We start from the raw sequence: 26,384 nt of genomic DNA, 5'->3' as shown, positions 1-26,384 counted from the left end.
AGCTTTTTCTTCTGGTGCATTATCGATTTGATCGAATGCACGAGCTTGACCACCGTATTTTTTAGATAGTACAGAAGTAATAGCTGCAGTTAAAGTTGTTTTACCATGGTCAACGTGGCCGATTGTACCAACGTTAACGTGGGGTTTTGTACGTTCAAATTTTTCTTTAGACATTTATCGTCCCTCAATGTAATACAAATCGGTGGTGAATCACCACATTAACCAAGTATCATATTTAGTTTTAAAATAATACTAACTTAAAATTAGCTATGCATGATAACAGATAAAGCCATCTAGTGACAAGCTTTAAAGCAGTCAAATCTGATTTTTTTAGAAGTTTAGGAAAGTAACAAGAATGGTGCTGATAGGCAGATTTGAACTGCCGACCTCACCCTTACCAAGGGTGCGCTCTACCAACTGAGCTATATCAGCAATTGGAGCGGGCAGCGGGAATCGAACCCGCATCATCAGCTTGGAAGGCTGAGGTAATAGCCATTATACGATGCCCGCATGTTCAAACTCGGCTACCTAAATGCTTCAATTAGCAATTGCTAATGTTAGATAATGGTGGTGGGGGAAGGATTCGAACCTTCGAAGTGTGACACGGCAGATTTACAGTCTGCTCCCTTTGGCCGCTCGGGAACCCCACCCCGAATCATTATAAACTGTTTACTTAGGAAAATGGTGCCGGCTGCCGGAATCGAACTGGCGACCTACTGATTACAAGTCAGTTGCTCTACCTACTGAGCTAAGCCGGCCTAAGTGCTGCGCATTATGGACTAGAACATTTAACGTTGCAAGCGAAAAAAACATTTTTTTTATTGTTTGCTTAAAAAAAAATCAAAAACCCCCAAAAAAACTAAAATATAGACTGTTTTAGGCTTTTTTTTAATCAATAATAATATTTAAATTATTTCTTTTTAGTTGCCTTTTCCTTAGTTGAAGTAACGCCTTTAGCCACTACATATTCAGCAATATCTTCATTGATATTGATATTGATATTGATATTGATATTGTCATTATTTTGATAAACATGATTATGATAAGGATCAAGCCAAATTTACGCGTTTAATAAAATTAAAAAAGACTGATAGATAAACTTTTCTAGGATTTTGTAAATCAAGAATACTGTTTTAACTTATCTCTTTTGTTTTTTCTTAGTTGTGATTGCGGTACCCTCTTTAGCAGCCTAGTAATCAACTATATCTTAACTAATTAATCCTTTATCTGAACGGGTTCGACCATAGCAAATATCAAGCAGGTTGCATTAACTTAAAAAATTAAAAAAACTAGAAAATAAAATATCCCTGTTTTTTGCTAATCAAGAATACTGTTTTAGCTTATTTCTTTGGGTGGTTTCTATAATTACTTTAGCAACCTAGTGATCAGCTATTTCTTGGCTAATTAACTTATTATCTGGTTAGATACAACCATAGTAGGGATCAAACAAAACTTATTCATTCAATATAATTAAAAAATAAAAAAACCTGAGATATAGACTATCTCAGGCTTTTGCTAATCAAAAATAATATTTTGACTTATTACTTTTTAGTTGCTTTTTTGTCAGTTGAACTAGCACCTTTTGCCGCTGTATGTACAGCCACATCTTCACTGATGTCGCCTGTATCTTGATACGCACGACCATAATAAGTATCAAGTAGAATTTGTTTTAATTCTGCAATTAAAGGATAACGTGGGTTAGCACCTGTACATTGGTCATCAAAGGCATCCACAGCAAGTTGGTCAACTTGAGCTAAGAAAGCTTGTTCATCTACACCAAACTCTTTGATAGAGAATGGAATATCAAGATCTTTTCTTAATTGATCTAACCAACCAATTAGTTTCTCAACTTTCTTCTCATCTTTGTCGGCTGCAGCTGTTAAACCTAAATGGTCAGCGATTTCAGCATAACGTCTAACTGCTTGCGGATAACCATATTGGCTAAATGTACCTTGTTTAGTTGGTTTATCAGTTGCATTGAAGCGAACAACATTACTAATCAGCATCGCATTTGCCACACCATGAGGGATATGGAATGCCGCACCAATTTTATGCGCCATAGAGTGACAAACACCTAAAAATGCTTGCGCAAAAGCAACACCAGCTAATGTTGCCGCACTGTGCACTTTTTCGCGTGCTATCGGGTTTTTAGACCCTTCTTTATAGCTTGCTGGTAGATATGCTTTCAATATGCTTAATGCTTGTAATGCTTGCCCATCAGAGAAGTCATTTGCCATAATTGACACATAAGCTTCTAAAGCGTGCGTTACCGCATCATAACCACCTGCAGCACAAAGTGATTTAGGCATATTCATAACCAAATTAGCATCAACAATTGCCATATTTGGAGTAATTGCATAATCCGCTAATGGATATTTTTGACCAGTTGCATCATCAGTCACCACCGCAAATGGTGTAACTTCAGAACCAGTACCAGATGTAGTTGTCACACAAATTAATTTAGCTTTTTTGCCCATGTTAGGGAAGTGACAAGTACGTTTACGAATATCCATAAAACGCAATGCTAATTCATCAAATTTTGTTTCTGGATGTTCATAAAGAACCCACATAATTTTCGCGGCATCCATTGGTGAACCACCACCTAAAGCAATAACAGTATCTGGTTGGAAAGCTATCATTGCATCAGTACCTTTACGCACAACACTTAATGTTGGGTCTGCTTCAACATCAAAGAAGGTTTCACAAATTACGCCTTGTGATTCAAGTTGATCAGTAATTTGTTTAGAATAACCGTTATTGAATAAAAATTTATCGGTTACTAAGAAGACTCGTTTGGCACCTTGCTCAATCACTTCATTTAAAGCAACTGGAAGTGAGCCACGTTTAAAATAGATAGAACTTGGTAATTTGTGCCATAACATGTTTTCTGCTCTCTTAGCGATTGTTTTCTTGTTGATTAAGTGTTTCGGACCGACATTTTCTGAGACCGAGTTACCCCCCCAAGAACCACATCCTAATGTTAAAGATGGCGCTAAATCAAAGTTATACAAATCACCAATACCACCGTGAGCAGCTGGTTGGTTGATTAAAATACGACAGGTTTTCATTTTACTGCCAAAATAAGCAACACGATCACGATTGCTATCTTGGTCAGTATAAAGCACAGAGGTATGACCCATACCACCCATTTCAACTAGTTTTTCAGCTTTATCTACCGCTTCATTAAAGTCTTTAGCTTTAAACATCGCTAAAGTTGGAGAAAGTTTTTCATGAGCAAATGGTTCAGATAAATCAACTTTACTTACTTCACCAACAAGTACTTTTGCTCCGGCTGGCGCTTTAAATCCAGCTAATTCAGCAATTTTAGTCGCTGGCTGACCAACAATATTAGCATTTAAGGCACCTTTATCATTTAAGATAATACCTTGAACAGCTTTAGTTTCTTTATCATTTAAAACATATGCGCCATATTGCGTTAATAAACGACGTACTTCATCATAAACAGAATCAACCACAACAATGGCTTGCTCTGACGCACAAATCATACCGTTATCAAATGTTTTAGACATCAATACTGATGCAACGGCACGTTTTAAGTCAGCAGTTTCATCAATAATTACAGGTGTATTACCTGCACCAACACCTAATGCTGGTTTACCAGAACTGTAAGCTGCTTTAACCATACCTGGACCACCAGTAGCCAAGATAGCTGATACATCATCATGATGCATTAATGCATTAGATAATTCGATAGACGGCTCATCAATCCAGCCAATAATATCTTTTGGAGCACCGGCTTTAATTGCTGCATCAAGCACAATTCGAGCGGCTTCAATAGTTGATTTTTTAGCTCGTGGATGTGGTGAAAAGACGATCGCGTTACGAGTTTTTAAACTGATAAGTGATTTAAAAATCGCCGTTGATGTAGGGTTTGTTGTTGGCACAATACCACAAATAATCCCTAATGGTTCTGCTAGAGTAATAGTGCCGTATGGCTCATTCTCAGCAACAACACCACAAGTCTTATCATTGCGATATTTATTAAGAATATACTCAGCAGCGAATAGATTTTTGATAACTTTATCTTCTACAATTCCCATTCCTGATTCAGCAACAGCTTGCTGTGCAAGAGGGATTCGCGCTGCGGCTGCAGCAGTAGCTGCGGCTACGAAGATTTTATCAACTTGCTCTTGAGTATAAGTAGAATAAGTTTCTTGAGCTTTTTTTACTCGTTTCATTAACTCATTTAACTCATTCATATTGGTTACTGCCATAGATTTCTCCTTGAAAATTAAAAAATAAACTGGGATCGTTTGGCGTCTTCCTTGAACATATTTAAAGCATATTTATCATAGCAAAACGAAATTGTCGGATATCGTAAATCAGTTTTTTACTTTATACAATAAGATATTTCATAAAACGAAAGTTTATTCGAAAGAACAAATATTTTTATTGGTTTTAGCTATTAAAATTTAAGATTTTGCTATTCAAATTGCCAATAATTTAAAAAAGTAATAACTCATAAATTAGATAACTTATTTAACACATAACTTACTGCCACAAAACCAAATGTTGCCGTGACAGTGGTAATTGCGCCAAATCCTGACTCACAATCCATTTTTTTAGGGCCATCGGCCTGACTTTTCATCATGCAAATTTGTCCGTTAGATGTTGGATAAGTCAATTGTTCAGTTGAAAAAACACAAGGAATAGCAAATTTGCCTTTGCTATCTTTATTTAGTTTATAATCATTTTTTAATCGTTCACGCAATTTGGCTGCTAAAGGATCTTGTATGGTTTTTGCCAAATCTGCGATCTTGATTTGTGTTGGGTCTTTTTGACCGCCCGCTCCGCCTATAGTAATGACTTTTAATTTTTGCCGTTTGCAATAAGCTAATACCGCAGCTTTATCTCTGACACTGTCGATCGCATCAATGATATAGTCATAACGGGGATTTTGCTTAGTTCCTAAATAATCACTAACATTATCGACATTAATAAAATCATCGATTTGATTGACAATGCACTCAGGGTTAATCGCTAAAATACGCTCCGCCATCACCGCCGTTTTGGCTTTACCAATATTGGACTTTAATGCATGAATTTGGCGATTAGTATTGGTAATACAGACATCATCCATATCAATTAAGGTAATTTGCCCAATACCACTACGCGCAAGTGATTCAGCTACCCAAGAACCCACTCCACCAATACCAATGACACAGATATGGGCTTGGGAAAACCGCCGTAATGCTTGCTCACCATATAGTCTAGCAATACCGCTAAAACGTTGAAAATAAAATTCAGTTTTCATCATTATTTATTAATAGTGTTTAAACTAAAACAGTATACACTCCTAGATCTTTTTTACAGATTATATTTTAGTTATCTTTTATCGATCACTTATCCATTAATAATGTCCTTATTATCACTTTTCAAGTATCGCAAAGTAAATTTGTTTAACAATATTGATATTGCACCTCATCCCTTTGATGCACCATAAGTTGGTCACTATTTGTCATTAATTCTGTTCGTTTGCATTTTGGCTTTTTTCTACAATAAAGGTTGTTAACCATATTGAATAAAGAGGACAAACGAATGCGCAAACCCAAAAAATTACTTAACGATCCTAATAATGTTCGGCAAGAAGTCATGCAAGGATTGATATATGCCTATAATGGCAAATTAACCGCCATTGAAGATTATTGTGCGGTCTATGGAAATCATATTATCACCGATCAAGTAGTCGTTGTTTCTGGCGGTGGCAGTGGTCATGAACCCACCTTTGCAGGTTTTATCGGTCATGGAGGTATTGATGGTTGCGCGCTAGGCGAAGTATTTACTTCCCCTTCTCCTGATCAGATTATTGCCGTAACTAAAGCGATAGAAAAAGGTAAAGGGGTACTATTTTTATATGGAAATTACTCGGGTGACGGCATGAATTTCGATATTTCAGCAGAGATCTTAGCTGAAGACAATATCATCAGCAAAACCATTCGAGCGACTGATGATATCGCATCAGCACCTCTTGCAAAACTTTCAGATCGTCGTGGTGTCGCTGGCATTATGTTGTTATATAAAATCGCCGGAGCCGCGGCGCAGATCGAAAAATATGATCTTGATAAGCTTTATCAGGTAGTCAGCAAAGCCAATGCTAATGTTCGCACTATTGGTGTTGCGCTTGATGGTTGCGCCTTACCACAATCAACCAATTTTAACTTTGAATTAGCAGATGATGAGATAGAAATTGGAATCGGTATTCATGGTGAAGCGGGATTACGTCGACAGACAATGACATCAAGTGATGATGTCGTTAAACAGATGATAGACCATTTATGTGATGATTTACCCTTTGTTGCAGGTGATCGTGTCTGTGTTTTAATAAACAATTTAGGGGCGTTGAGTAATACGGAGCTGATGATTATTACCCGAAAAGTGGGCATTGAGCTTAAAGCTCGAAAAATAGATAGCCATGATATTGTTGTTGGTCATTTCTGTACATCTCTTGAGATGTCGGGTTTTTCCATCACGCTAATGAAATTGGATGACGAATTACAGCATCTTTATGATTTACCATGTCAAACACTAGGATGGAGAAAATAGAATGAACTTATTACAAGTACGTAAAATGATGTTATTTACCGCCGAACAAATGGTCGCAAGCGAACCAACATTAACCGCCTTAGATCAAGTAGTCGGTGATGGCGATCACGGTATTGGTATGAAGCGTGGATTTTCAGCTATTAATCAACTTTTACAAGATGAAAAGTTTCAACCTAATGATATTGGTGACTTATTTAAGCAAATTGGTACCAAATTAATGACTAGCATGGGCGGAGCATCAGGCGCGATTTTTGGGACATTATTTAGGGCTGGTGGCAAAAGTCTTAGTGGAGTAACAGATTTTAATTCGCCAGTTTTAGCTAAATGGCTTAATGAGGGGTGGCAAGCAGTTTATCAACGTGGCAATGCAAAACCTGGCGATAAAACCATGGTAGATGCTTTAGCTGCTGCCGTGACAACCGCAAATCAATTAACTACTCTACCTTTGGCCGATGCATTACCTAAAATAGCGGATTCTGCGATGCAAGGGGCTGAAAAAACCAAACAGATGATAGCGGTGTTTGGAAGAGCAAAAAATTTAGGTGATCGCACTATAGGTCATATGGATCCGGGCGCCGTTTCAATGGCCTATATTTTAAAATATATGAATGAATATCTTCAGTAATCAAAAAATTTATCGCCGACGATGTCGGCGAAAATAATCATGCAAATTAGCCCCAATAACCCCTATTTTTTAAATTTAATCTGTGCCGGATAAGCCCAGCTCTGAAGCTCTTCTGCCGGAAAACCACCAGGATCTTTACCACCATTAATCAACAGTGCGTGGTAGTAGATTTCCGCCATTTCTTCAATATATGCAGCCTTTAATACGGCTTCATAAGGATCTTTATCAACCGCCACCGCCCCATGTTTTTCCATTAAAATTGCATCTGCTCTCTTAATAGGCTCTATCACGCTATTGGATAGTTCCGGTGTTCCCGGTCGACCATATGGTGCGACAGGTATTACCCCATCTTTTAAATTTAGAATAGCACACTCATAAACTACCGCAGGAATTGGTTTAGCTAAGACAGCAAAAGAAGTGGCAAAAATGGAATGCGTATGTGAAATAGCCAAAACATCCGGGCGAGCTTTATAAATCTCAAGATGCATCAAACATTCGCTAGTTGGCCTCAACCCTGACTCGGCTTCAATAACATTCGCATCTAGATCCATCACTACAATATCACGAGCTGTTAATAATTGTTTATCAATGGTGGTAGGTGTAACTAACACATAGCCCGTCTGCTTATCACGTACACTTGAATTTCCAGCTTTGTGTTTACAAAGTCCCCATTCACTTGATTTTTTAGCCATATCGACAACATATTGTTTTTGAATCTCTAACATTTTATTACTCCTATTCTAGGCAAACTACTCATTGATAATTAGCAAATAATTGCCAAAGTTCTTGGTTATTTTTAGCATGACGGATGCGCATCGCTCCCTCGTGAAATTCCAATAATTCATTTAATTGGGCGAGGGCTTTAAGATGTTTTTGCGGATTATTAGTGGCTAAAATCACAATTAAATCGACTTGCATATAACCGCAAATATCAATTTTTTCCGGTAATCTTAGCAGTGACATGGCCACTTGGTTCACGCCATCATCAATCCCAGCGTGAGCAATAATTAAGCCTTCAACTAACATAATGTAAGGTTGTTCAAATTGAATTTTATTAATCATTTTTTCAAGATAACAATATTCGATAAACTGATTGTTTAGTAATGGTTGAGCAGCTAATTGAATGGCCTCTTGCCAAGAGATATCAGATGTGTCTGCAATATTGATATGATCTTGTTGCATAAGATCAGCAAGAGCTGGTATCTCTTTTTGGGTTATACGCAATGGATTTTCAGTCAACTCATCATTATAAAGATAAGCAGTTAGCTCTTTTTGTAATGCCTTTCGATCATTAATCTTGCTAAATTTTTCAACAATTAACATCAGTTCTTCAATTTGAATAATACTTGGATCGATGCCTTGTAATGTACCCATTACCTGATTACGAAACGCATTTTTATGTAGATTATTCAACGAAGGATTGACAATAAATAACAGTTTATCAGTTGCTAAATGGGAAGTTGAAAAAACAATATCATAGTAATGATTATATTTTTCGAACTCTCGTTTCGACATTGCATCGGAAAAATGGAGTTCCGGAAATAAAACTTGTAAGGTCAAATAAAGATAAGTTGACACCGTTGCACTATTTTCACAAACGACGATCGCTATTTTTTTCGTTTTAATCAGGTTGATTAAACCTTCACGAGTTAACCATCCACCAAATAACACCGTGATAAAAGCAATTTCTTCATCCGGCATACTACAATGTAGAATTTTTTCAAAAGGAATAATGGCTTTTCGTACCATTTCGTGTAAATGACCAAATTCTTGCAATACGATGTCATAAACACTATTAATATTGGTGATGTGATAACGAATACGATAATAAGCCGGTTTCCAATGTTGATAAATACGTTCAATTAATTCATTTTTATCTTTAAATGTAATACAACTAATCTGCTGAAAATTATCAATGACTTCAATGGCACTTTCCAGTAATACCGCATCTAAATGAAAATATTTATCTGATAAAGTTTGGATATTTGAGCTTTGTACCAAAACCGTTAAAAAAACCTGTTCATTAATATCGATAATTCCAAATCGTTCAATCAATTTTTTCATCAATTGAAAATCTCGGCTATTAGCCACATCGAGATAATTTTCAGGTAAAATTTCAATTTTTTTATTGGTTTCAATGCGTTGTAATATAAAACAGATAAAATAAGTTAACTCTTGTAATTGTTCATCGGTAAAAATGATTTTTAATTTTTTTTCAATTTCGCTAAACACGATGCCAATATGTTCTAAACGACCTTGAGTGATAATATCGTTATATCTAAAGATTTTGTCTGCTATCGGTATATGAATAATTCGACGAATTAAATTCAATAATAAATAACGTTTGTTAATTTCATTACCAACAATACGATAACCATTTTCCCGATCATAAGTAATTTGTAAACAGTGTTGATCTATTACCGTTTGTGCTTTTTTTAAATCATTAACTACAGTATTTTGGCTAACGGTTAGTGATGAAGAGAGATGAATTAAAGATAATCGTTCAATACGAGTTAACAAAAAAAATAGCAATAAATGAATTCTTTCATCTTCTGAATAAATATATCGTCCTATGGCTTGCGAAACTGGCTCAGTGCGAAACGTTTCAATGACTATCTTGGGTACACTAAATTTTCCTGTTTTGAAACGTTTAATCAATTCAAGATTTGAAGATTCCAGAAAATCATTAATCTTTTTAATGGTATAACTTAGTTGTTTACGAGTTAATCCGAATTTAGATTGCAGCTCAACGCCACTCATACTTGGATTTTGAATTAATGCATTTAATACAGCATAAATTCTTTTATCAACTACCATAAAATTATATGCCTCTTGCTCGCTATCGGCTGATAACGAGCATTTCCATTAGTCTTTGTAAAAATTCATTCAGTTTTTATGTTAGATTTATTGTTCAACGATATTCTGGAGCGATTCTTTTCGCAGTTCCCGTGCGTAAAAGAAGTAACCTACACACCAGTAAATAGCTAAAAATAATGGTAAGAAGTAGCCTTGTAAGCATTGCCAAATAAATGAAAATGCATAAGTGAAAATTGGTGCATCAATACAACTATTGGAAATTAATTGGTTTGTTGGAATATTAATTGCTTTAGTCGCCAATCCTAAATCAGTAATAATTGGTGCAAATTGTGTTCCTACAAATAGAAAAAATGGGACACCGATTATTGCCAAAATCACCATTCTTAATGTGTTGCCTTTAGTCAGAATATAAGCTGGCACTACGAGGGCGATATTGATAATACCGGCAAAAGGTAAAATTTTATTACCAGGAAGAATAACCGACCAAATTAAAGTAAACGGAATAGCCACAATTACCGTAAACCAAATTTCGCTTGCCCCACCCATAAATGGCCAATCCAAACCGACAAACAGTTTTCGACCAGCAAACCTTTTGTTCATATAATCGCTGATCGCTTCCGAAATAGGCGATAATGCCTGCATAAATAATTTTGAAATCATTGGGAACAACATTAATGCTGTCGCCGCTTGTACACCAAGCGTTAGGATAGCAGGGACATCATAACCGGCAATGAGGCCAAAAGTAACGCCAAGTAAAAAACCTATCACATGATTTTCTGCAAAAATACCTAATTTAGATCTCAGTGTTGCGGCATCCATTGGTTTATTTAATGCTGGGATTTTGCGGAGTAATAAATCAAATGGATAATAAATTGCACTAAAAAATAACATTCTATGAGTACAAGTCACACCGGGTATACCAGTTAATTTTTCAATTCTTTGTTGATTAATATCACCTGAATTAAGTTCTAATATGATTTGCAAAGTGGCAATAAGAAACGCAAGAATAAGCGCAATTAGTCCGCCTACAATAGGTGTGGCGACAGCTACCACAATAAAAGCCGTGAAAATTTTGCCCCATACATTCCATAAATCGGCATTGAAGGTATTAGTTTTTTTAAACACCAGCATTAAAATATTGACGCCAACTTGCAAAGGGAACATCAAAAATGCATAAGGCCATGCCCAAGATACATTAGCCATGGTTGTCCAACCACCGTCGACAATACTTAATTCAATTCCTGTTCGTTCCATCATCGTTTGTGCCGCAGAGCCTATTGCGCCAACCATAAAGGCAATCAACATACTCATACCAACAAATGCGACACCTAAGGTAATGGCTGCTGATATACCATCACGCAATTTCATTCGTACTATCAAGCCAGCAAGTAACATGATGATGGGTACAAAAACTGGAGCGCCTAAATTCAAAATATAATTGATAACTGTTCCAAGAAAATCCATAATTACGCTCCTATTTGCAGGCATCTATAATTTTTTGTAGTTCTAAATCCATATTTATTCCGGTTAAAAATGCAATGCCATTAATGACCGGAACGGGATACTCCTTCTCAATTTTGGTTATCGCGATATACGCCGCACTACTTTTAATATGAGTATCAACCGATTTGAGATCGACAACTTCGATTTTGATGTTATTAAGATTTTTTTCTTTTAGTAGACGTGTAACCTTACTTGCAACCGTTTGTGATGTAGCCACTCCACTACCACACGCAACAATGATTTTTTTCATAATGCCTCCTTATAGATGGATGTTTGACGTTAACAAAGTAAAAATTTCATGTTGAGTTTTTGCCTGATTAAGGGCGTCCAAAAAACATGAATTAACAAAACTGGACATTAATTTTTGCAACAAGTCGATATGCCCATCCTTTTGATTAAATCCGAGCAAAAAGATAAAATTAACGTCTAAAACATGATCATTATTTGCCATTTCACGCCATGGAATCGTTCCTTTTACCCGCGTAAAAAAGATAAAGGGACGAATAACATGTTCAATATCAGTGTGAGGAATGGCCACCACATATGGTTCTGTAGGTAAGGCAGTAGGAAATGTTGATTCTCTTTGCTTTATGGCTTCTAAAAATGAATGATTAACGTAACCACCATTTTTCAAAATAGGAAAAGTAAATTCAAAAAATTGGTCGCTATCGGCGAAGTCTTTATCTAATAGAATTAACTCATTAAAAAACATTTGATCTTTAGAATCACTCCCCATTTTATCCTCCATCATGTCATTAGCAAATTTCAAAAATTTGTTAATTCACTGTTGTTAATTCACTATTGCTAATTAAATCGTTTCTTAATTAATGTTGGTGATTTTAGGAAATTAAGATGCAGGAGACGAATGAATTTGATACCAAATAATATCCATGATATTGCACATCATATGGACAATTTTGGATAGTTATACCAAACAATGAAACGCTCTTTTGAGGATATAAAGTGATAAGAAATGATTGGTGGTTCTGCCTTAAATAAATATTCAAGGCAGAATCATAATAAGTTAATTTTTAAAGGAGTGAATTGGAGCAGGAATACGCCCACCACGTTGGATGAAATCACATGAGCTAAATTTATTAACTGGCATAACTGGCGCATGTCCAAGTAAACCACCAAATTCAATATTATCGCCGACGGCTAATCCAACGGCAGGAATAATCCTAACTGCGGTAGTTTTATGGTTGATTACCCCTATTGCGGCTTCATCAGCAATAATCGCTGATATGGTTTCAGCTGTTGTATCGCCAGGAATGGCAATCATATCTAGACCGACCGAGCAAACACATGTCATCGCTTCTAGTTTTTCCAAATTAAGGGCACCGTTATTTACTGCATCAATCATGCCTGCGTCCTCTGATACCGGAATAAACGCACCACTTAATCCACCAACATGACCACATGCCATTACACCACCCTTTTTCACCGCATCATTAAGCATCGCTAGTGCAGCGGTAGTTCCATGTGTTCCAACAACTTCTAGTCCCATTTCCTCTAAAATATGCGCCACCGAATCACCAATGGCCGGTGTTGGTGCTAAAGATAAATCAACAATCCCAAATTTAACGCCTAAACGTTCTGATGCCTCTTTACCCACTAATTGTCCCATACGGGTTATTTTAAAAGCTGTCTTTTTGATCGTTTCAGCAACCACATCAAATGGTTGGCCTTTCACTTTTTCAAGAGCACGTTTAACCACTCCTGGTCCACTAACCCCAACATTAATGACACAGTCTGCTTCGCCGACACCATGAAAAGCCCCGGCCATAAATGGGTTATCTTCGACAGCATTGGCAAATACCACCAATTTAGCGCAAGCCATACTACTATTATCGGCAGTTAACGCTGCGGCTTCTTTAATGATTTGTCCCATCTGCTTTACTGCATCCATATTAATGCCGGTTTGTGTAGAACCAACATTGACTGATGCACATACTCGTTCTGTTTGCGCGAGGGCTTGCGGTATTGATTTGATTAATATTTCGTCACCCTTATGATAACCTTTTTGCACCAAAGCAGAAAAGCCACCAATAAAGTTCACACCAACCGCTTTTGCCGCATCATCTAACGTTTTGGCGAACGCAACATAATCTTTATCATTACTTGCCCCAGCAATGAGTGACATAGGGGTAACTGAAATACGTTTATTTATAATAGGTATACCAAATTCAGAAGTGATTTGCTCACCAACTTTGACTAAATTTTTTGCTAGTCGAGTAATTTTATCGTAAATTTTTTGACGGGCCTTCTCACCATCACTATCAATACAATCAAGAAGAGATATACCCATGGTTATTGTGCGGATATCGAGCTTTTCTTCCTCTATCATTTTAATTGTTTCGAGGATCTGTTTTGTTTCCATTAGTTCTATCCTTTCATAAAAATATAAATTTGAGTTTACAAACGGTGCATTGCATCAAAAATTTCTTCTCGTTGTAGATTCACTTTAACTTTTAGTTGCTCACCGGTATTAACTAAAGCATTTTTAACTTCATCAAACGATACACTAATTTTAGATAAATCAAGTAACATGATCATAGTAAAATACTCATCCATGATAGTTTGACTAACATCTAAAATATTAATATTTAATTCATATAGCTTTTGACTTACACCTGCAATAATACCAGTTTGATCCTTTCCTATTACCGTTAAAATTGTTTTCATTACACACTCCGCACGAATTTTATACAATTAAAAAAATTTTATTGAGTTGTTTATAATAACACCTTCAAAAATTATCGAAATAGGAGTAGATTGTTTTTTTAATCAAAATAAAAAACAAATAGATAAAATGAAAGGGCGTTATTATGGTGAATTTTCAAAAATCCAATAAATTGGATCATGTTTGTTATGACATTCGTGGACCAATTCTTGATCATGCAAAAAAGCTTGAAGAAGAAGGTCAAACCATTCTTAAACTTAATATTGGAAATCCCGCCCCTTTCGGTTTTACTGCTCCAGATGAACTATTAGTGGATGTTATTCGTAACCTACCGACATCACAAGGATATTGTGATTCAAAAGGTCTTTATTCTGCTCGTAAAGCGATTATGCAGCATTATCAATCCAGAGGAATTACCAATTTGGATGTAGAAGATATCTATATTGGTAATGGTGTTTCTGAGTTAATTGTTCAATCAATGCAAGCATTACTTAATAGTGGTGATGAAATATTAGTACCAATGCCTGATTATCCACTTTGGACTGCTGCCGTTAGTTTATCTGGTGGTAACGCAGTTCACTATCTTTGTGATGAAGAAGCTAATTGGTCACCTGATTTACAAGATATCAAACAAAAAATTACCCCTAAAACCAAAGGGATTGTGATTATTAACCCAAACAATCCTACTGGCGCGGTGTATAGTAAAGAAATTTTACTCGAAATTGCCGAAATCGCCCGACAAAATAATTTAATCATTTTTGCTGACGAAATTTACGATAAAATTTTATATGATGATGCTGTACATCATTCAATAGCAGCTTTAGCTCCGGATCTGTTTGTCATTACCATGAGTGGTTTATCAAAAACGTACCGAGTTGCTGGTTTTAGACAAGGGTGGATGGCGCTTTGTGGGCCAAAGCAGCATGTTAAAGGCTATATTGAAGGGCTAAACATGTTAGCCTCAATGCGTCTATGTGCTAATGTACCATTGCAACATGCAATTCAAGGGGCATTAGGTGGCTATCAAAGTATTAACGAATTTATTGTACCTGGTGGACGACTCTATGACCAATGTATGTTGGCTTGGCAACTATTAAATGATATTCCGGGTGTCTCTTGTACTAAACCACAAGGTGCTTTATATCTTTTCCCTAAACTTGATCAGAAAAAATTTAATATTCATAGTGATCAAAAATTAGTTTTAGACTTTTTGTTACAAGAAAAAGTATTGTTAGTTCAAGGAAGTGGATTTAACTGGCATAAGCCAGATCATGTCAGAATTGTCGCATTACCTCACACCGGTGAATTGCAAGATGCCATTGGACGTTTTGCTAATTTCTTATCTAGCTACAAACAATAATTATATAATTAGTTACCAATAAAAAAGCGCCTTAAATGGCGCTTTATAAACAAATTATTTAAACTACTTTATTTTTTTAGTTCAGCTAATCTGTTACGAATATTTTGAGCACGTTTTTCTGATGATGGGTGACTACTTAAAATTGATGAATCACCACCACCTAGTTTATCAAATGCACTTGCAAGACCTGCTGGATTGATTTTTTTCTTAACTAAATAATCGAAAGAGAAATTATCAGCTTCTTGTTCTTGTGCTTGAGAGAATTGAGCATTGATAACTTTTTCAGCTAATGCGCCGATAGTAGAACTAGATAATGAAGCAACTGTTGCATTACCTGATGCTGCTGCTGCATCACGAGCAATTTCTGCTGTATAAGCTACTTGCATTGCTTTTTTACTGTGGCCTAATGCTACGTGACCTAATTCATGACCTAAAACGCCTTTGATTTCATCGTCAGTCATCATATCCATTAAACCACTATAAACACGTACGCAACCGTTAGCCATCGCCCATGCATTAACATCTTTAGTAATATATACTTTATAGTTAACTGGAGTACCATTTATATTATTACCAAGAGATTTAGCAATTTTATTTAAACGTTTAGTATAAGCGCTTTTAGCTGGGGCAACTTTCGATTCCGCATCCATTTGTGCACATGATTGTTGACTTAATGCTTTTACATCATTATCACTTAACGTTGCTGCTTGCAAACCTTTCAAGCCTAGACTAGTTAAATCGTCAGCACTCATATTTTTACAGCCAACTAATGACATAGCTGCAACTAAAGGTAGTGCAACAAGTAATGTTTTTTGATGTTTTTTCATAATCCTTTCCTTTTTTTAACATAATTTACTTTTTTCTAACTTAACGTTAGATGTAAGGAATTTTAACGCAACTTTTATAATAATCAACAAATAATTTCTTGATTAGTCACAAGTAGCAATTTAGACTAATGCCTCATTTTTTGAGGAACATAAATATGCAACTATCAGATTTTGATTTTACCCTCCCCAAAGAACTGATTGCAAAATATCCGTCAGAAACAAGAAGTTCGTGCCGATTATTATTACTCAACCGCCAAACTGGTCAGATCGAAGATAAAGTCTTTACTGATATTATTGATTACATCAATCAAGGTGATTTACTTATTTTTAATAATACCAAAGTTATTCCTGCGCGGTTATATGGCAAAAAAGCATCAGGTGGAAAAATCGAAATATTGATTGAACGCTTGTTAGAAGATAATCGCGCTCTTGCTCATATAAAGGCGTCTAAATCACCTAAAATTGGTACTGAACTCATTTTAGGTGAAGAGGGCAATGTTAGTGTTACCATGTTGGCTCGCCATGATACTTTATTTGAATTGCAGTTTCCCGATGATGTACTTAACATCCTAAATGAAATTGGCCATATTCCTTTACCTCCTTATATAGATCGACCCGATGAGGCGCAAGATCGTGAGGTATACCAAACTGTCTATAGTAAAGTACCCGGTGCAGTTGCTGCGCCAACAGCTGGTCTTCATTTTGATCAACCTTTATTAGAAAAGCTTAAAAACAAAGGGGTCGAAATGGAATTTGTCACGTTACATGTCGGTGCTGGAACATTCCAACCGGTAAGAGTGGAAAATATTGAAACACACATTATGCATGCTGAATATGCGCAAGTGCCAGACTCTGTTGTCAAAGCGGTTTTAGAATGTAAAGCCAGAGGCAATAAGGTGATTGCTGTTGGAACCACATCTGTCAGAGCGCTGGAAAGTGCAGCCAAAGCGACGGGTAAAATTGCGCCATTTTTTGATGATACTCAAATATTTATTTATCCAGGTTTTGATTTTAAAGTAATTGATGCGCTTATTACTAATTTTCATTTACCTGAATCAACTTTAATTATGCTAGTTTCTGCATTTGCTGGTTATGAAAATACCATGCAAGCTTATCAACATGCAGTAACCCAAAAATATCAATTTTTTAGTTATGGCGATGCCATGCTAATTACTAATACTTGATAATCTATAGCCAATAAATTTCATCTAAATTTACTGGCTATAGATTAAAAAACTAATGATGACTTAACCTGTCAGTAATATTAGCAATACGTTTCATGGTTGTTGGATGAGAAGTTGGTTGATTTTTGGCGTGAATTGGCATTTTAATTAGCATATTGACCAATCCGATTGCATCTAAATTTTTGCTAACTAACAAATCATAAGCATAATTATCCGCTTCAATCTCAAATTGATGTGAAGTTTCTTCTTTTACGACAATCACCAGTTCGCTCGCTTTATCCGTAATTTCAATATAAGGAGCTTGGCGAATCATACTTATTCCATGTTTTAGTGCAATGTGAGCCTGTTCATGTGCAATGACTGCCTGTAACTCATTATCTTCAAGTAAAGTCATCAATCCACTATTTATCCGGATACAACCATTAACTGTAGACCATGCATTAGGTTCACTATCAAAATAAACTTGATAATTTAATTCAATATTATTAATTTTTCGCGGTAAGCTTTTAGTTAGGTTAGACAATCGTTTACTAAGAAAATTATAATCAGGGGCAATAATCGCGCGCTTGTCATTTTCGACGCAAGCTTGTTGGCTGATGGCAATAATGTCATTATCAGATAATTGTTTAATTTGTTCAGATGAAACTCTGGTTAGCGGTATTTTATTTTGATTTTGACATCCGCATACCATTAACATTAGTAAACATGAAAACAATAAAATAATCTTTTTCAAATGTTCCGAAATCCTTACAAATATTGTCTATTAAGACTAAGCACGATAAACTAATCATCGTAATTATATGATACGATAACGTAATATATCAATAAAATGCGCCAAACTGTTTATTTGGTCGCGCGAGGTTAATATAAAAAATGAAATTTGAGTTAGATAACACTGACGGCTTAGCTCGTCGCGGACGTATGAAATTTGATCGTCGTGGAGTTGAGTATATAGTTGAAACACCTGCTTTTATGCCGGTTGGCACTTACGGCACAGTAAAAGGGATGACGCCTGAAGAAGTTAAAGCAACTGGCGCACAAATCTTATTAGGTAATACTTTCCATCTGTGGTTAAGACCTGGACAGGAGATTATGCGCAAACATGGCGACCTACATGACTTTATGCAATGGCCTGGACCAATCTTAACTGATTCAGGTGGATTTCAAGTTTTTAGTCTTGGTGATATTCGAAAAATTAAAGAAGAAGGGGTCTATTTCCGTAATCCTATTAATGGCGATTCGATTTTTTTATCACCTGAAATCTCAATGGAAATCCAATATGATCTTGGTTCCGACATTGTGATGATTTTTGATGAATGTGCCCCTTTCCCTGCAAAATGGGATTATGTCAAAAAATCAATGGAAATGTCATTACGTTGGGCTAAACGCAGTCGTCAACGCTTTGACGAACTTGGTAATAGAAATGCCTTATTTGGCATTGTACAAGGTGGTATACACCAAGAATTACGTGATATCTCAATTAAAGGATTAACTGAAATTGGCTTTGATGGTTACGCTGTCGGTGGTCTTGCAGTTGGTGAACCTAAAGCGGATATGCATCGAATATTAGAAGGTACCTGTCCACAACTACCCGCTGATAAACCTCGTTATTTAATGGGCGTAGGTAAACCGGAAGATTTGGTTGAAGGCGTACGTCGTGGTATCGATATGTTCGACTGTGTAATGCCAACTCGAAATGCTCGTAATGGTCATTTATTTGTTACTAATGGCGTGATCAAAATTCGTAATGCCAAATATAAAGACGATACGACACCACTTGATCTTGATTGTGATTGTTATACTTGTAAAAACTACACTAAGTCTTATCTTCATCATCTAGATAAATGTGGTGAAATTTTAGGTGCTCGTTTAAACACAATACATAACTTACGCTATTACCAGCGCTTGATGGCTGAAATACGTGAAGCTGTAGCCAATAAACGATATGAAGAGTTTGTCAAAGAATTCTACCTACGAATAGGTAAAACGCCTGCTCCATTAGCAAAATAAATAAGACCTAATAAATTTTGCAAGTTAACTATTGACACATTAACGTTAGCGCAGTATTATGCGCTTCCTAACGGCGAGTAGCGCAGCTTGGTAGCGCAACTGGTTTGGGACCAGTGGGTCGGAGGTTCGAATCCTCTCTCGCCGACCAATCATTTGTTTCATAAATATGTAACATCATTTCTTGTTAGCCAACCAGTGATTTTTATTCATAAATAATTACAAACACTAACTCCGTAATTTTCCTAATGTTTGATTATATTGTTTTTAATACCAATTATAATTAATTACCATCTTCAACTTTATCAAAAAATCTTAAAACAAAAAGACCTATCAATTCATTACAATTTGGACATCTAATCGTTTTTATCATATCTATTTTTTTATAATAGTTATCGCTCAATGGTATATGTTTAGGAATATACATGGACATATAGATTTCTTTATCACAAACAAGCGCTATATATTTATTGCGACAATGACGACAAAAAGCATATTGCACTTTAGCGATAACTGCGTTACGAAAATCCTCATCGGTGTAACTATCATCTTTTATTTTCTGGTCTAATTCTTTTAAATTAATATCTTTGTTGGTCCAAAATAGGCAGTGTGTTTGATAAGCATCATATTCCTTTTTTAAAGGAATAGTTGCTAATCGCGCGTTTACTTTAAAAATTGCTAGTCGTGTATCCGTGCCATTTTGCAACGTTTCAATAAGTTGTTCTGAGGCATATCCCCCCATTCGTCGATTAAAACAATTTTGGCTCTCTGGCATAATAAGGTTGTTGATTAATGTTGTTTCTTCTTTTACTAAATCGTCTTCTGGTAATATATAGAAGAATTCAATCTCTTCTGCTTTTATTAATTTCATGGTTTCATCCCATTAATAAGTTCGAGTCATCTCTTGCTAATTACTTTATTTGTTTCATAACGATGTGATGACGTGATACCCTTTTCATTGACTAATTAGTAATTTTGGTTTTTATCCATAAATAATTACAAACACTAACTTTCTAATTTTCCTAATGTTTGATTATATTGTTTTTAATACCAATTATAATTAATTACCATCTTCAACTTTATCAAAAAATCTCGCAACATAAATGCCTATCAATTCATTACAATTTGGGCATCTACCAATTTCTATCATATCTAATTTTTTATCACTGTATTCTCTAAATGATACATGTTTAGCAACTGCAATAGGAATATATAGGAACGTATAGATATCATCATCACAAACAAGAGCTATATATTTATTGCGGCAATGACGACAATATGCATATTGCACATGAGCGATAACTGCACTATGAAAATCCTCATCGGTGTAACTATCATCTTTTATTTTCTGGTCTAATTCTTTTAAATTAATATTTTTGTTGGTCCAAAATAGGCAGTGTGTTTGATAAGCATCATAATTATCTTTTAGAGGGGGTCGTATATTTATCCCCAAAATGGCTAATCGTGTATCTGTACCATTTTGGATAATTTCAATAAGTTGCTTAGACGCAAATCCTTTCAATCGTCGATTATACCAATTTTGGCTCTCTGGTATAACAAGGCTATTGATTAATGTTGTTTCCTCTTTAATTAAATCGTCTTCAGGTAATATATAGAAGAATTCAATCTCTTCTGCTTTTATTAATTTCATGGTTTCATCCCATTAATAAGCTCGAGTCCTCTCTTGCTAATTACTTTATTTGTTTCATAACGACGTGATGACGTGATACCTTTTTCATTGACTAATTAGTAATTTTGGTTTTTATCCATAAATAATTACAAACACTAACTCCTTATTTTCCTAAGGTTTGATTATATTGTTTTTAATACCAATTATAATTAATTACCATCTTCAACTTTATCAAAAAATCTTAAAACAAAAAGACCTATCAATTCATTACAATTTGGACATCTAATCGTTTTTATCATATCTATTTTTTTATAATAGTTATCGCTTAATGGTACACGTCTAGGAATATACATGGACATATAGATCTCATCATCACAAACAAGCGCTATATATTTATTGTGGCAATGACGACAATATGCATATTGCAAATGAGTGATAACTGCGCTACAAAAATCCTCATCGGTGTAACTATCATCTTTTATTTTCTGGTCTAATTCTTTTAAATTAATATCTTTGTTGGTCCAAAATAGGCAGTGTGTTTGATAAGCATCATATTCCTTTTTTATAGGAATAGTTGCTAATCGCGCGTTTACTTTAAAAATTGCTAGTCGTGTATCCGTGCCATTTTGCAACGTTTCAATAAGTTGTTCTGAGGCATATCCCCCCATTCGTCGATTAAAACAATTTTGGCTCTCTGGCATAATAAGGTTGTTGATTAATGTTGTTTCTTCTTTTACTAAATCGTCTTCAGGGAATATATAGAAAAATTCAATCTCTTCTGCTTTTATTAGTTTCATGATCTCTTTCCATTAATAAGTTCGCATAGTCTCTTGTTAATTACTTTTTTGTCTCATAACGAAGTGACACCCTTTTTCATTGACTAATTAGTAATTTTGGTTTTTCTCTATTTATAATTACAAACTTTAATTTCGCCACTTTCATAATGTTTTATTACATTTTTTTAATAGCAGATTTTCTTCTTTATTAAAAAATCTTACTACAATGATACCTAAGGATTCATTACAATTTGGACATCTAAGCGTTTTTGTCATATGAATTTTTTTTACAAAGTAATCACTATAGGATTTATGTTTAGCAAAAGCTATAGGAAAATACATTAACTCATATATCTCAGGATCATAAACAAGAGCTAAATATTTATTTAGACAATTACGATGGCAAAATACATATTGCAAACGAGTGATAATTGCGCTACGAAAATCTTCATCGTGTAACTATCTTCCCTTATTTTCTGATCTAATTCCTTTAAATTAATATCTTTGTTAGTCCAAAATAGGCAACGAGTTTCATAAGCATAAAAAAAATCTTTTATAGAATGAACCTTTCGTATGCTTTTTGTATAAATTGCTAATCGTGTATCTGTGCCATTTTGCAGCGTTTTAATAAGTTTCTCAGGTACATACTTACCCATTGGGAGATTTGGAAAATCTGAGCTCTTGGGTAAAGTAAGGTTATTGATTAATGTTGTTTCCTCTTTTATTAAATCATCCTCGGGGAATATATAGAAGAATTCAATCTCTTCTGCTTTTACTAGTTTCATCGTCTCTTTCCATTAATAAGTTCGAATTCTCTTTTGCCGACCAATTTTATGGGGTCACTTCAATTTGAGTAGGCTTTTTATTATCACACTATTGTGTAAATTTAAACTTAGAGAATCCTTTAACACAATGACTTTTATAGTTAAATTACAAGCTATCTCGTGAATAAATGGTAGGTTTTAGTGTTGATAATTCGAAATTTGAATTGTCCTTTCTATCGGTTAATTTATTCAATAATAAGTTACCAATATACTCCCCTTTTCTCTTTGACGGTAACGAAATCGTCGTGAGGGTCGGAATGCTTACTTGACTAAATTCACTATCACCAAAGCCACAAACAGCTAATTGGTAAGGAACTCGAATATGTCGTCTTTGACATTCATAGAGCACACCACACGCCAACTCATCGGTAGTACAAACTAATGCATCTATTTCAGGCCAGTTCAACAAGATATCAGGTAACAATGCACTACCAGTACTAAAATTAGCCGGTTTTGCCGGATTAATTATTCTATGGGTTGGCAAATGATTGTTTAACATAGCTTTATGCCAACCATGTAACCTTTGTTGAAAAACATGACATTGGTGCTCAGCACAAAGTAAACCAATATGGCGATAGCCTTTTTTTATTACATGTTCAGTCAACATACACATTGCTAAACTATCATCCACTTCGATATGTATATTTGCCACTTCATCATACAATTTACCAATATTGAAAGTAGGAATCGTTTTATTGTTTAATATATCTTCAATAAAATCATCATCTTCAATATAAAAAAGTAATATCGCTTCAAGATTATTACTATAGATAGTTTCCAGCAGTTGTGATTCACGCTTATAGAAAGAGTAAGATTCAAAGATAATTGTGGTGTAACCTTCTTTAAGTAAATAGGCTTGCAATGAATTGAGTGCGATTCGTGTGGAATCTTCATAAATTTTCGTAGTAATGACCGCAATAACTTTATTGGCAGAAGCTGAGGCTAGCAAACTAGCGGCAATGTTAGGTTTATAACCTAATGTCTCAACCGCTAGTTGGATTTTTTGACGCAGTTTATCCGATACTTTATCTGGCGTTCGCAATGCCCGCGAAACCGTCATGGTACCAACACCAGCATATTTAGCGACGTCAAATAAAGTGATTTGACCTGTACTCCTGCGTTTTTTTGTATCCGACATATTCGATCTCAAGTAAAACTAACCAGTAGTTAAATTTATACTCCTAAATTCCATAAAACCAATAATTACAATATGTTAAATCATTAACTAAAAGAGTTAAGCATAAAACAAGAACATTATAATATTATGCTATGCAAATTTTTTTCAACTATATATCAAAAATGCTAACTAAATCACAAAATTGAAAAATTGTTAATGAAAAAATGATAGCGCTATCACACTTTTGTTTTTTTTAAATTATTATTGTTAGCCAATGTGTTAATTTTCTATTATCGTAATATTGACAATATACCAAATCGGTTTTCGGAGGAAAAATGTTAAATCAATGGTTAACTAATCAAACTGTAAAAACTATTGATTCAGTCCAAGATTGGAAAGAAGCAATAAAAATTTGTGCAGCCCCTTTACTTAATAACAATTCAATCTCTTCTAACTATATTGATGCTATTTTTCAATTACATGAATCAATTGGTCCTTACTATGTATTAGCTCCTGGCATTGCTATGCCGCATGCTCGACCAGAACAAGGAGTAAACAAATTGGGGTTATCAATGTTACTTGTCAAAAATGGCGTCAATTTCAATTCAGAAGAAAATGACCCTGTTTATTTAATTACTTTACTGGCCGCTAGTGATAGTACTAGTCATATTGAATTGTTAACCCAATTAGCAACATTGTTCGCCGAAACAGAAGATATTCAGACAATTATCAATGCAAAAAATAGTGACGAAATTTTAACAGTGATCAATCGTTATTAAATCAAATTAAACTAATAAAAGGATAAATAATATGAAAATTATGGCAGTTTGTGGTTCAGGCCTTGGTAGCAGTTTCATGGTAGAAATGAATATCAAAAAAGTTCTCAAAAAATTAAATATTGAGGCAGAGGTAACACATGCAGATCTTGCTTCAGCAACACCAGAACAAGCAGATCTTTTTGTGATGACTAAAGATTTGGCGGCAAGTTCTGGCATTCCGCAAGATAAATTGGTAGTTTTAAATAATATTATTGATATCAACGATTTAGAAGAAAAACTCGTTGAGCACTTCAACAAAGCCTAATTATGAGGTATTGCTATGATTCAAGAAGTAATTAAATTCGTTGTTGATATCTTAAAAGTGCCAGCAATACTTGTTGGTCTAATTGCCATGGTTGGGTTATTAGCACAACGAAAATCATTCACTGATACAGTAAAAGGAACGGTTAAAACAATTTTAGGATTTTTAGTATTGGGTGGTGGTGCAACGGTTTTAGTCAGCGCAATTACGCCTTTAGGATTAATGTTTGAACAGGCATTTAAACTTCAAGGTATCATACCTAATAATGAAGCTATCGTTTCAATGGCAATGGATAAATATGGTACCGCAACAGCATTAATTATGGCTTTCGGTATGGTTGCCAATATTGTAGTTGCCAGATTCACCTGCTTAAAATATATTTTTCTAACCGGCCATCATACTTTTTATATGGCATGCATGATTAGTATTATTTTAACCGTTGCTGGATTTGAAGGTTGGCAATTAGTATTTACTGGTTCATTAGTTCTTGGCTTGATCATGGCATTCTTCCCTGCTTTAGCTCAACCACAAATGCGCAAAATAACTGGAAACAATGATGTTGCATTTGGTCATTTTGGTACATTAGGTTATGTATTAGCTGGTTGGCTAGGCTGTGCTTTTGGTAAAGGTTCTCGTTCTACTGAAGAGATGAATTTACCGAAAAATTTAAGTTTTTTACGTGATAGTTCAATCTCTATCTCATTAACTATGATGATTATCTACTTAATTCTAGCAATATTTGCCGGTCCTGAGTATATTCAAGCAAACCTAAGTAAAGGCGATAATTATTTAGTTTATGCCATTATAGAAGCCATTACATTTGCGGCAGGTGTATTTATTATTCTTCAAGGGGTTAGACTTATTTTAGCCGAAATTGTCCCAGCATTTACCGGTTTTTCAGAAAAATTAGTACCCAATGCAAAACCTGCCTTAGACTGTCCAGTTGTTTTCCCTTATGCACCCAATGCAGTATTAATTGGTTTTTTATTTAGTTTTCTTGGTGGATTAGTCGGATTATTTGTACTAGGACAGCTAAACGCCGTGCTTATTTTACCTGGTGTTGTCCCTCATTTCTTCTGTGGTGCAACTGCTGGGGTATTTGGTAACGCTATGGGTGGTCGTCGTGGCGCAATGCTTGGTGCATTTGCCAATGGCTTATTAGTTACCTTCTTACCAGTACTTTTATTACCTATTTTAGGATCACTTGGCTTTTCTAGTAACACAACTTTCTCAGATGTAGATTTTTGTGGTGTTGGGATTATCCTTGGCTATATGGCTGAATGGTTCAATAAAGATATTATTATGGGGATCTTCATTGCTATTTTTGCTCTATTAGTTGTACATAATGCGTTAACAAAACCTAAACAAGATAAAGAATAATAATAAG

The 26,384-nt window shown here is 35.1% G+C and carries 25 protein-coding genes and 5 tRNA genes; 9 read left to right on the top strand and 21 right to left on the bottom strand.

Annotated elements, in window-relative coordinates:
• From DKK79_RS13190 to tcdA, 7 genes are all read right to left on the bottom strand, one after another.
• Positions 1-174: GTP-binding protein (locus DKK79_RS13190; protein ID WP_258363467.1), on the bottom strand; the 174-nt coding region annotated here is incomplete at its 3' end.
• Positions 175-356: 182 nt separating this feature from the next.
• A tRNA-Thr gene (locus DKK79_RS13185) sits at positions 357-432 on the bottom strand.
• 3 nt (positions 433-435) lie between these two features.
• Positions 436-510, bottom strand: a tRNA-Gly gene (locus DKK79_RS13180).
• Positions 511-565: 55 nt separating this feature from the next.
• Positions 566-650, bottom strand: a tRNA-Tyr gene (locus DKK79_RS13175).
• A gap of 32 nt (positions 651-682) precedes the next feature.
• Positions 683-758: transfer RNA gene (locus tag DKK79_RS13170), tRNA-Thr, on the bottom strand.
• Between the two features lie 783 nt (positions 759-1,541).
• Positions 1,542-4,235, bottom strand: coding sequence for a bifunctional acetaldehyde-CoA/alcohol dehydrogenase (gene adhE, locus DKK79_RS13165; protein WP_110424471.1), 2,694 nt, complete (start codon positions 4,233-4,235; stop codon positions 1,542-1,544).
• 245 nt (positions 4,236-4,480) lie between these two features.
• Positions 4,481-5,275, bottom strand: coding sequence for a tRNA cyclic N6-threonylcarbamoyladenosine(37) synthase TcdA (gene tcdA, locus DKK79_RS13160; RefSeq protein WP_220019286.1), 795 nt, complete (start codon positions 5,273-5,275; stop codon positions 4,481-4,483).
• A 284-nt stretch (positions 5,276-5,559) separates the two neighbouring features.
• Between tcdA and DKK79_RS13155 the strand changes: the two genes are divergently transcribed.
• Together DKK79_RS13155 and dhaL are read left to right on the top strand one after the other, a co-directional pair.
• A complete protein-coding gene (locus DKK79_RS13155) occupies positions 5,560-6,564 on the top strand; it encodes a dihydroxyacetone kinase subunit DhaK (RefSeq protein ID WP_110424469.1) in 1,005 nt (334 codons plus the stop codon).
• 1 nt (position 6,565) lies between these two features.
• A complete protein-coding gene (gene dhaL / locus DKK79_RS13150; protein WP_110424468.1) occupies positions 6,566-7,189 on the top strand; it encodes a dihydroxyacetone kinase subunit DhaL in 624 nt (207 codons plus the stop codon).
• A 62-nt stretch (positions 7,190-7,251) separates the two neighbouring features.
• Here the strand turns inward: dhaL and DKK79_RS13145 are convergent, their stop codons facing one another.
• From DKK79_RS13145 to DKK79_RS13115, 7 genes are all read right to left on the bottom strand, one after another.
• On the bottom strand, positions 7,252-7,914 hold the full coding sequence (locus tag DKK79_RS13145; RefSeq protein ID WP_034884447.1) for a class II aldolase/adducin family protein: 663 nt from the start codon (positions 7,912-7,914) through the stop codon (positions 7,252-7,254).
• A 28-nt stretch (positions 7,915-7,942) separates the two neighbouring features.
• Positions 7,943-10,006 (bottom strand): BglG family transcription antiterminator, encoded by a 2,064-nt coding sequence (locus tag DKK79_RS13140; RefSeq protein ID WP_110424467.1) that lies wholly within the window; start codon positions 10,004-10,006, stop codon positions 7,943-7,945.
• An 87-nt stretch (positions 10,007-10,093) separates the two neighbouring features.
• Positions 10,094-11,470: a PTS galactitol transporter subunit IIC gene (locus tag DKK79_RS13135; RefSeq protein WP_110424466.1), complete on the bottom strand. Its 1,377-nt coding sequence runs from the start codon at positions 11,468-11,470 to the stop codon at positions 10,094-10,096.
• A 10-nt stretch (positions 11,471-11,480) separates the two neighbouring features.
• Entirely contained in the window at positions 11,481-11,759 is a 279-nt protein-coding gene (locus tag DKK79_RS13130; RefSeq protein ID WP_110424465.1) for a PTS sugar transporter subunit IIB, read from the bottom strand.
• Positions 11,760-11,768: 9 nt separating this feature from the next.
• Positions 11,769-12,245: a PTS sugar transporter subunit IIA gene (locus tag DKK79_RS13125; RefSeq protein ID WP_181415324.1), complete on the bottom strand. Its 477-nt coding sequence runs from the start codon at positions 12,243-12,245 to the stop codon at positions 11,769-11,771.
• Between the two features lie 288 nt (positions 12,246-12,533).
• On the bottom strand, positions 12,534-13,889 hold the full coding sequence (locus tag DKK79_RS13120) for a PFL family protein (RefSeq protein ID WP_110424463.1): 1,356 nt from the start codon (positions 13,887-13,889) through the stop codon (positions 12,534-12,536).
• A gap of 35 nt (positions 13,890-13,924) precedes the next feature.
• Positions 13,925-14,194: an ACT domain-containing protein gene (locus DKK79_RS13115; protein ID WP_110424462.1), complete on the bottom strand. Its 270-nt coding sequence runs from the start codon at positions 14,192-14,194 to the stop codon at positions 13,925-13,927.
• Between the two features lie 143 nt (positions 14,195-14,337).
• Here DKK79_RS13115 and DKK79_RS13110 point away from each other — a divergent pair, with 143 nt between their 5' ends.
• Positions 14,338-15,552, top strand: a complete 1,215-nt coding sequence (locus tag DKK79_RS13110; RefSeq protein WP_110424461.1) for a pyridoxal phosphate-dependent aminotransferase — start codon at positions 14,338-14,340, stop codon at positions 15,550-15,552.
• A gap of 68 nt (positions 15,553-15,620) precedes the next feature.
• On the opposite strand, the gene loiP is transcribed toward DKK79_RS13110, so the two are convergent.
• Positions 15,621-16,379 (bottom strand): metalloprotease LoiP, encoded by a 759-nt coding sequence (gene loiP / locus DKK79_RS13105; RefSeq protein WP_110424460.1) that lies wholly within the window; start codon positions 16,377-16,379, stop codon positions 15,621-15,623.
• A gap of 155 nt (positions 16,380-16,534) precedes the next feature.
• Between loiP and queA the strand changes: the two genes are divergently transcribed.
• Positions 16,535-17,563: a tRNA preQ1(34) S-adenosylmethionine ribosyltransferase-isomerase QueA gene (gene queA, locus DKK79_RS13100; protein ID WP_110424459.1), complete on the top strand. Its 1,029-nt coding sequence runs from the start codon at positions 16,535-16,537 to the stop codon at positions 17,561-17,563.
• A gap of 52 nt (positions 17,564-17,615) precedes the next feature.
• Here queA and DKK79_RS13095 read toward each other — a convergent pair whose 3' ends face one another.
• Positions 17,616-18,296: a M48 family metalloprotease gene (locus DKK79_RS13095; protein WP_110424458.1), complete on the bottom strand. Its 681-nt coding sequence runs from the start codon at positions 18,294-18,296 to the stop codon at positions 17,616-17,618.
• Positions 18,297-18,436: 140 nt separating this feature from the next.
• Between DKK79_RS13095 and tgt the strand changes: the two genes are divergently transcribed.
• Together tgt and DKK79_RS13085 are read left to right on the top strand one after the other, a co-directional pair.
• Entirely contained in the window at positions 18,437-19,573 is a 1,137-nt protein-coding gene (gene tgt, locus DKK79_RS13090; protein WP_110424457.1) for a tRNA guanosine(34) transglycosylase Tgt, read from the top strand.
• A 71-nt stretch (positions 19,574-19,644) separates the two neighbouring features.
• A tRNA-Pro gene (locus DKK79_RS13085) sits at positions 19,645-19,721 on the top strand.
• A gap of 132 nt (positions 19,722-19,853) precedes the next feature.
• On the opposite strand, the gene DKK79_RS13080 is transcribed toward DKK79_RS13085, so the two are convergent.
• From DKK79_RS13080 to DKK79_RS13055, 5 genes are all read right to left on the bottom strand, one after another.
• Positions 19,854-20,441, bottom strand: coding sequence for a hypothetical protein (locus DKK79_RS13080; protein ID WP_110424456.1), 588 nt, complete (start codon positions 20,439-20,441; stop codon positions 19,854-19,856).
• Positions 20,442-20,630: 189 nt separating this feature from the next.
• Complete coding sequence (locus tag DKK79_RS13075) at positions 20,631-21,221, bottom strand: hypothetical protein (protein ID WP_110424455.1); 591 nt, start codon at positions 21,219-21,221, stop codon at positions 20,631-20,633.
• 188 nt (positions 21,222-21,409) lie between these two features.
• Positions 21,410-21,997: a hypothetical protein gene (locus DKK79_RS13070; RefSeq protein WP_110424454.1), complete on the bottom strand. Its 588-nt coding sequence runs from the start codon at positions 21,995-21,997 to the stop codon at positions 21,410-21,412.
• Between the two features lie 365 nt (positions 21,998-22,362).
• Entirely contained in the window at positions 22,363-22,761 is a 399-nt protein-coding gene (locus DKK79_RS13060; protein WP_110424452.1) for a hypothetical protein, read from the bottom strand.
• A gap of 145 nt (positions 22,762-22,906) precedes the next feature.
• Positions 22,907-23,938, bottom strand: coding sequence for a LacI family DNA-binding transcriptional regulator (locus DKK79_RS13055; RefSeq protein WP_110424451.1), 1,032 nt, complete (start codon positions 23,936-23,938; stop codon positions 22,907-22,909).
• A gap of 314 nt (positions 23,939-24,252) precedes the next feature.
• Here DKK79_RS13055 and DKK79_RS13050 point away from each other — a divergent pair, with 314 nt between their 5' ends.
• Genes DKK79_RS13050 through DKK79_RS13040 form a run of 3 tightly spaced genes read left to right on the top strand, consistent with a single transcriptional unit; the run spans position 24,253 to position 26,377 of the window.
• A complete protein-coding gene (locus DKK79_RS13050; protein ID WP_110424450.1) occupies positions 24,253-24,696 on the top strand; it encodes a PTS sugar transporter subunit IIA in 444 nt (147 codons plus the stop codon).
• A 31-nt stretch (positions 24,697-24,727) separates the two neighbouring features.
• Entirely contained in the window at positions 24,728-25,000 is a 273-nt protein-coding gene (locus tag DKK79_RS13045) for a PTS sugar transporter subunit IIB (RefSeq protein WP_110424449.1), read from the top strand.
• Between the two features lie 15 nt (positions 25,001-25,015).
• A complete protein-coding gene (locus DKK79_RS13040) occupies positions 25,016-26,377 on the top strand; it encodes a PTS ascorbate transporter subunit IIC (protein WP_110424448.1) in 1,362 nt (453 codons plus the stop codon).
• Positions 26,378-26,384 lie beyond the last annotated feature (7 nt).

This window comes from Gilliamella apicola (assembly GCF_003202915.1).
GTDB classification, from domain to species: Bacteria; Pseudomonadota; Gammaproteobacteria; order Enterobacterales; family Orbaceae; genus Gilliamella; species Gilliamella apicola_Q.
This window is presented reverse-complemented; position numbering and strand designations above follow the sequence as displayed.

Coding starts and splice junctions, on each gene's coding strand:
- DKK79_RS13135 (WP_110424466.1), bottom strand. CDS start 11,470: ATGGATTTTCTTGGAACAGTTATCAATTATATTTTGAATTTAGGCGCT.
- DKK79_RS13145 (WP_034884447.1), bottom strand. CDS start 7,914: ATGTTAGAGATTCAAAAACAATATGTTGTCGATATGGCTAAAAAATCA.
- DKK79_RS13045 (WP_110424449.1), top strand. CDS start 24,728: ATGAAAATTATGGCAGTTTGTGGTTCAGGCCTTGGTAGCAGTTTCATG.
- DKK79_RS13055 (WP_110424451.1), bottom strand. CDS start 23,938: ATGTCGGATACAAAAAAACGCAGGAGTACAGGTCAAATCACTTTATTT.
- DKK79_RS13080 (WP_110424456.1), bottom strand. CDS start 20,441: ATGAAATTAATAAAAGCAGAAGAGATTGAATTCTTCTATATATTACCA.
- DKK79_RS13075 (WP_110424455.1), bottom strand. CDS start 21,221: ATGAAATTAATAAAAGCAGAAGAGATTGAATTCTTCTATATATTACCT.
- DKK79_RS13120 (WP_110424463.1), bottom strand. CDS start 13,889: ATGGAAACAAAACAGATCCTCGAAACAATTAAAATGATAGAGGAAGAA.
- tgt (WP_110424457.1), top strand. CDS start 18,437: ATGAAATTTGAGTTAGATAACACTGACGGCTTAGCTCGTCGCGGACGT.
- DKK79_RS13140 (WP_110424467.1), bottom strand. CDS start 10,006: ATGGTAGTTGATAAAAGAATTTATGCTGTATTAAATGCATTAATTCAA.
- DKK79_RS13130 (WP_110424465.1), bottom strand. CDS start 11,759: ATGAAAAAAATCATTGTTGCGTGTGGTAGTGGAGTGGCTACATCACAA.
- DKK79_RS13040 (WP_110424448.1), top strand. CDS start 25,016: ATGATTCAAGAAGTAATTAAATTCGTTGTTGATATCTTAAAAGTGCCA.
- adhE (WP_110424471.1), bottom strand. CDS start 4,235: ATGGCAGTAACCAATATGAATGAGTTAAATGAGTTAATGAAACGAGTA.
- DKK79_RS13110 (WP_110424461.1), top strand. CDS start 14,338: ATGGTGAATTTTCAAAAATCCAATAAATTGGATCATGTTTGTTATGAC.
- queA (WP_110424459.1), top strand. CDS start 16,535: ATGCAACTATCAGATTTTGATTTTACCCTCCCCAAAGAACTGATTGCA.
- DKK79_RS13155 (WP_110424469.1), top strand. CDS start 5,560: ATGCGCAAACCCAAAAAATTACTTAACGATCCTAATAATGTTCGGCAA.
- tcdA (WP_220019286.1), bottom strand. CDS start 5,275: ATGAAAACTGAATTTTATTTTCAACGTTTTAGCGGTATTGCTAGACTA.
- DKK79_RS13115 (WP_110424462.1), bottom strand. CDS start 14,194: ATGAAAACAATTTTAACGGTAATAGGAAAGGATCAAACTGGTATTATT.
- DKK79_RS13060 (WP_110424452.1), bottom strand. CDS start 22,761: ATGAAACTAGTAAAAGCAGAAGAGATTGAATTCTTCTATATATTCCCC.
- DKK79_RS13070 (WP_110424454.1), bottom strand. CDS start 21,997: ATGAAACTAATAAAAGCAGAAGAGATTGAATTTTTCTATATATTCCCT.
- DKK79_RS13125 (WP_181415324.1), bottom strand. CDS start 12,245: ATGGGGAGTGATTCTAAAGATCAAATGTTTTTTAATGAGTTAATTCTA.
- loiP (WP_110424460.1), bottom strand. CDS start 16,379: ATGAAAAAACATCAAAAAACATTACTTGTTGCACTACCTTTAGTTGCA.
- DKK79_RS13050 (WP_110424450.1), top strand. CDS start 24,253: ATGTTAAATCAATGGTTAACTAATCAAACTGTAAAAACTATTGATTCA.
- dhaL (WP_110424468.1), top strand. CDS start 6,566: ATGAACTTATTACAAGTACGTAAAATGATGTTATTTACCGCCGAACAA.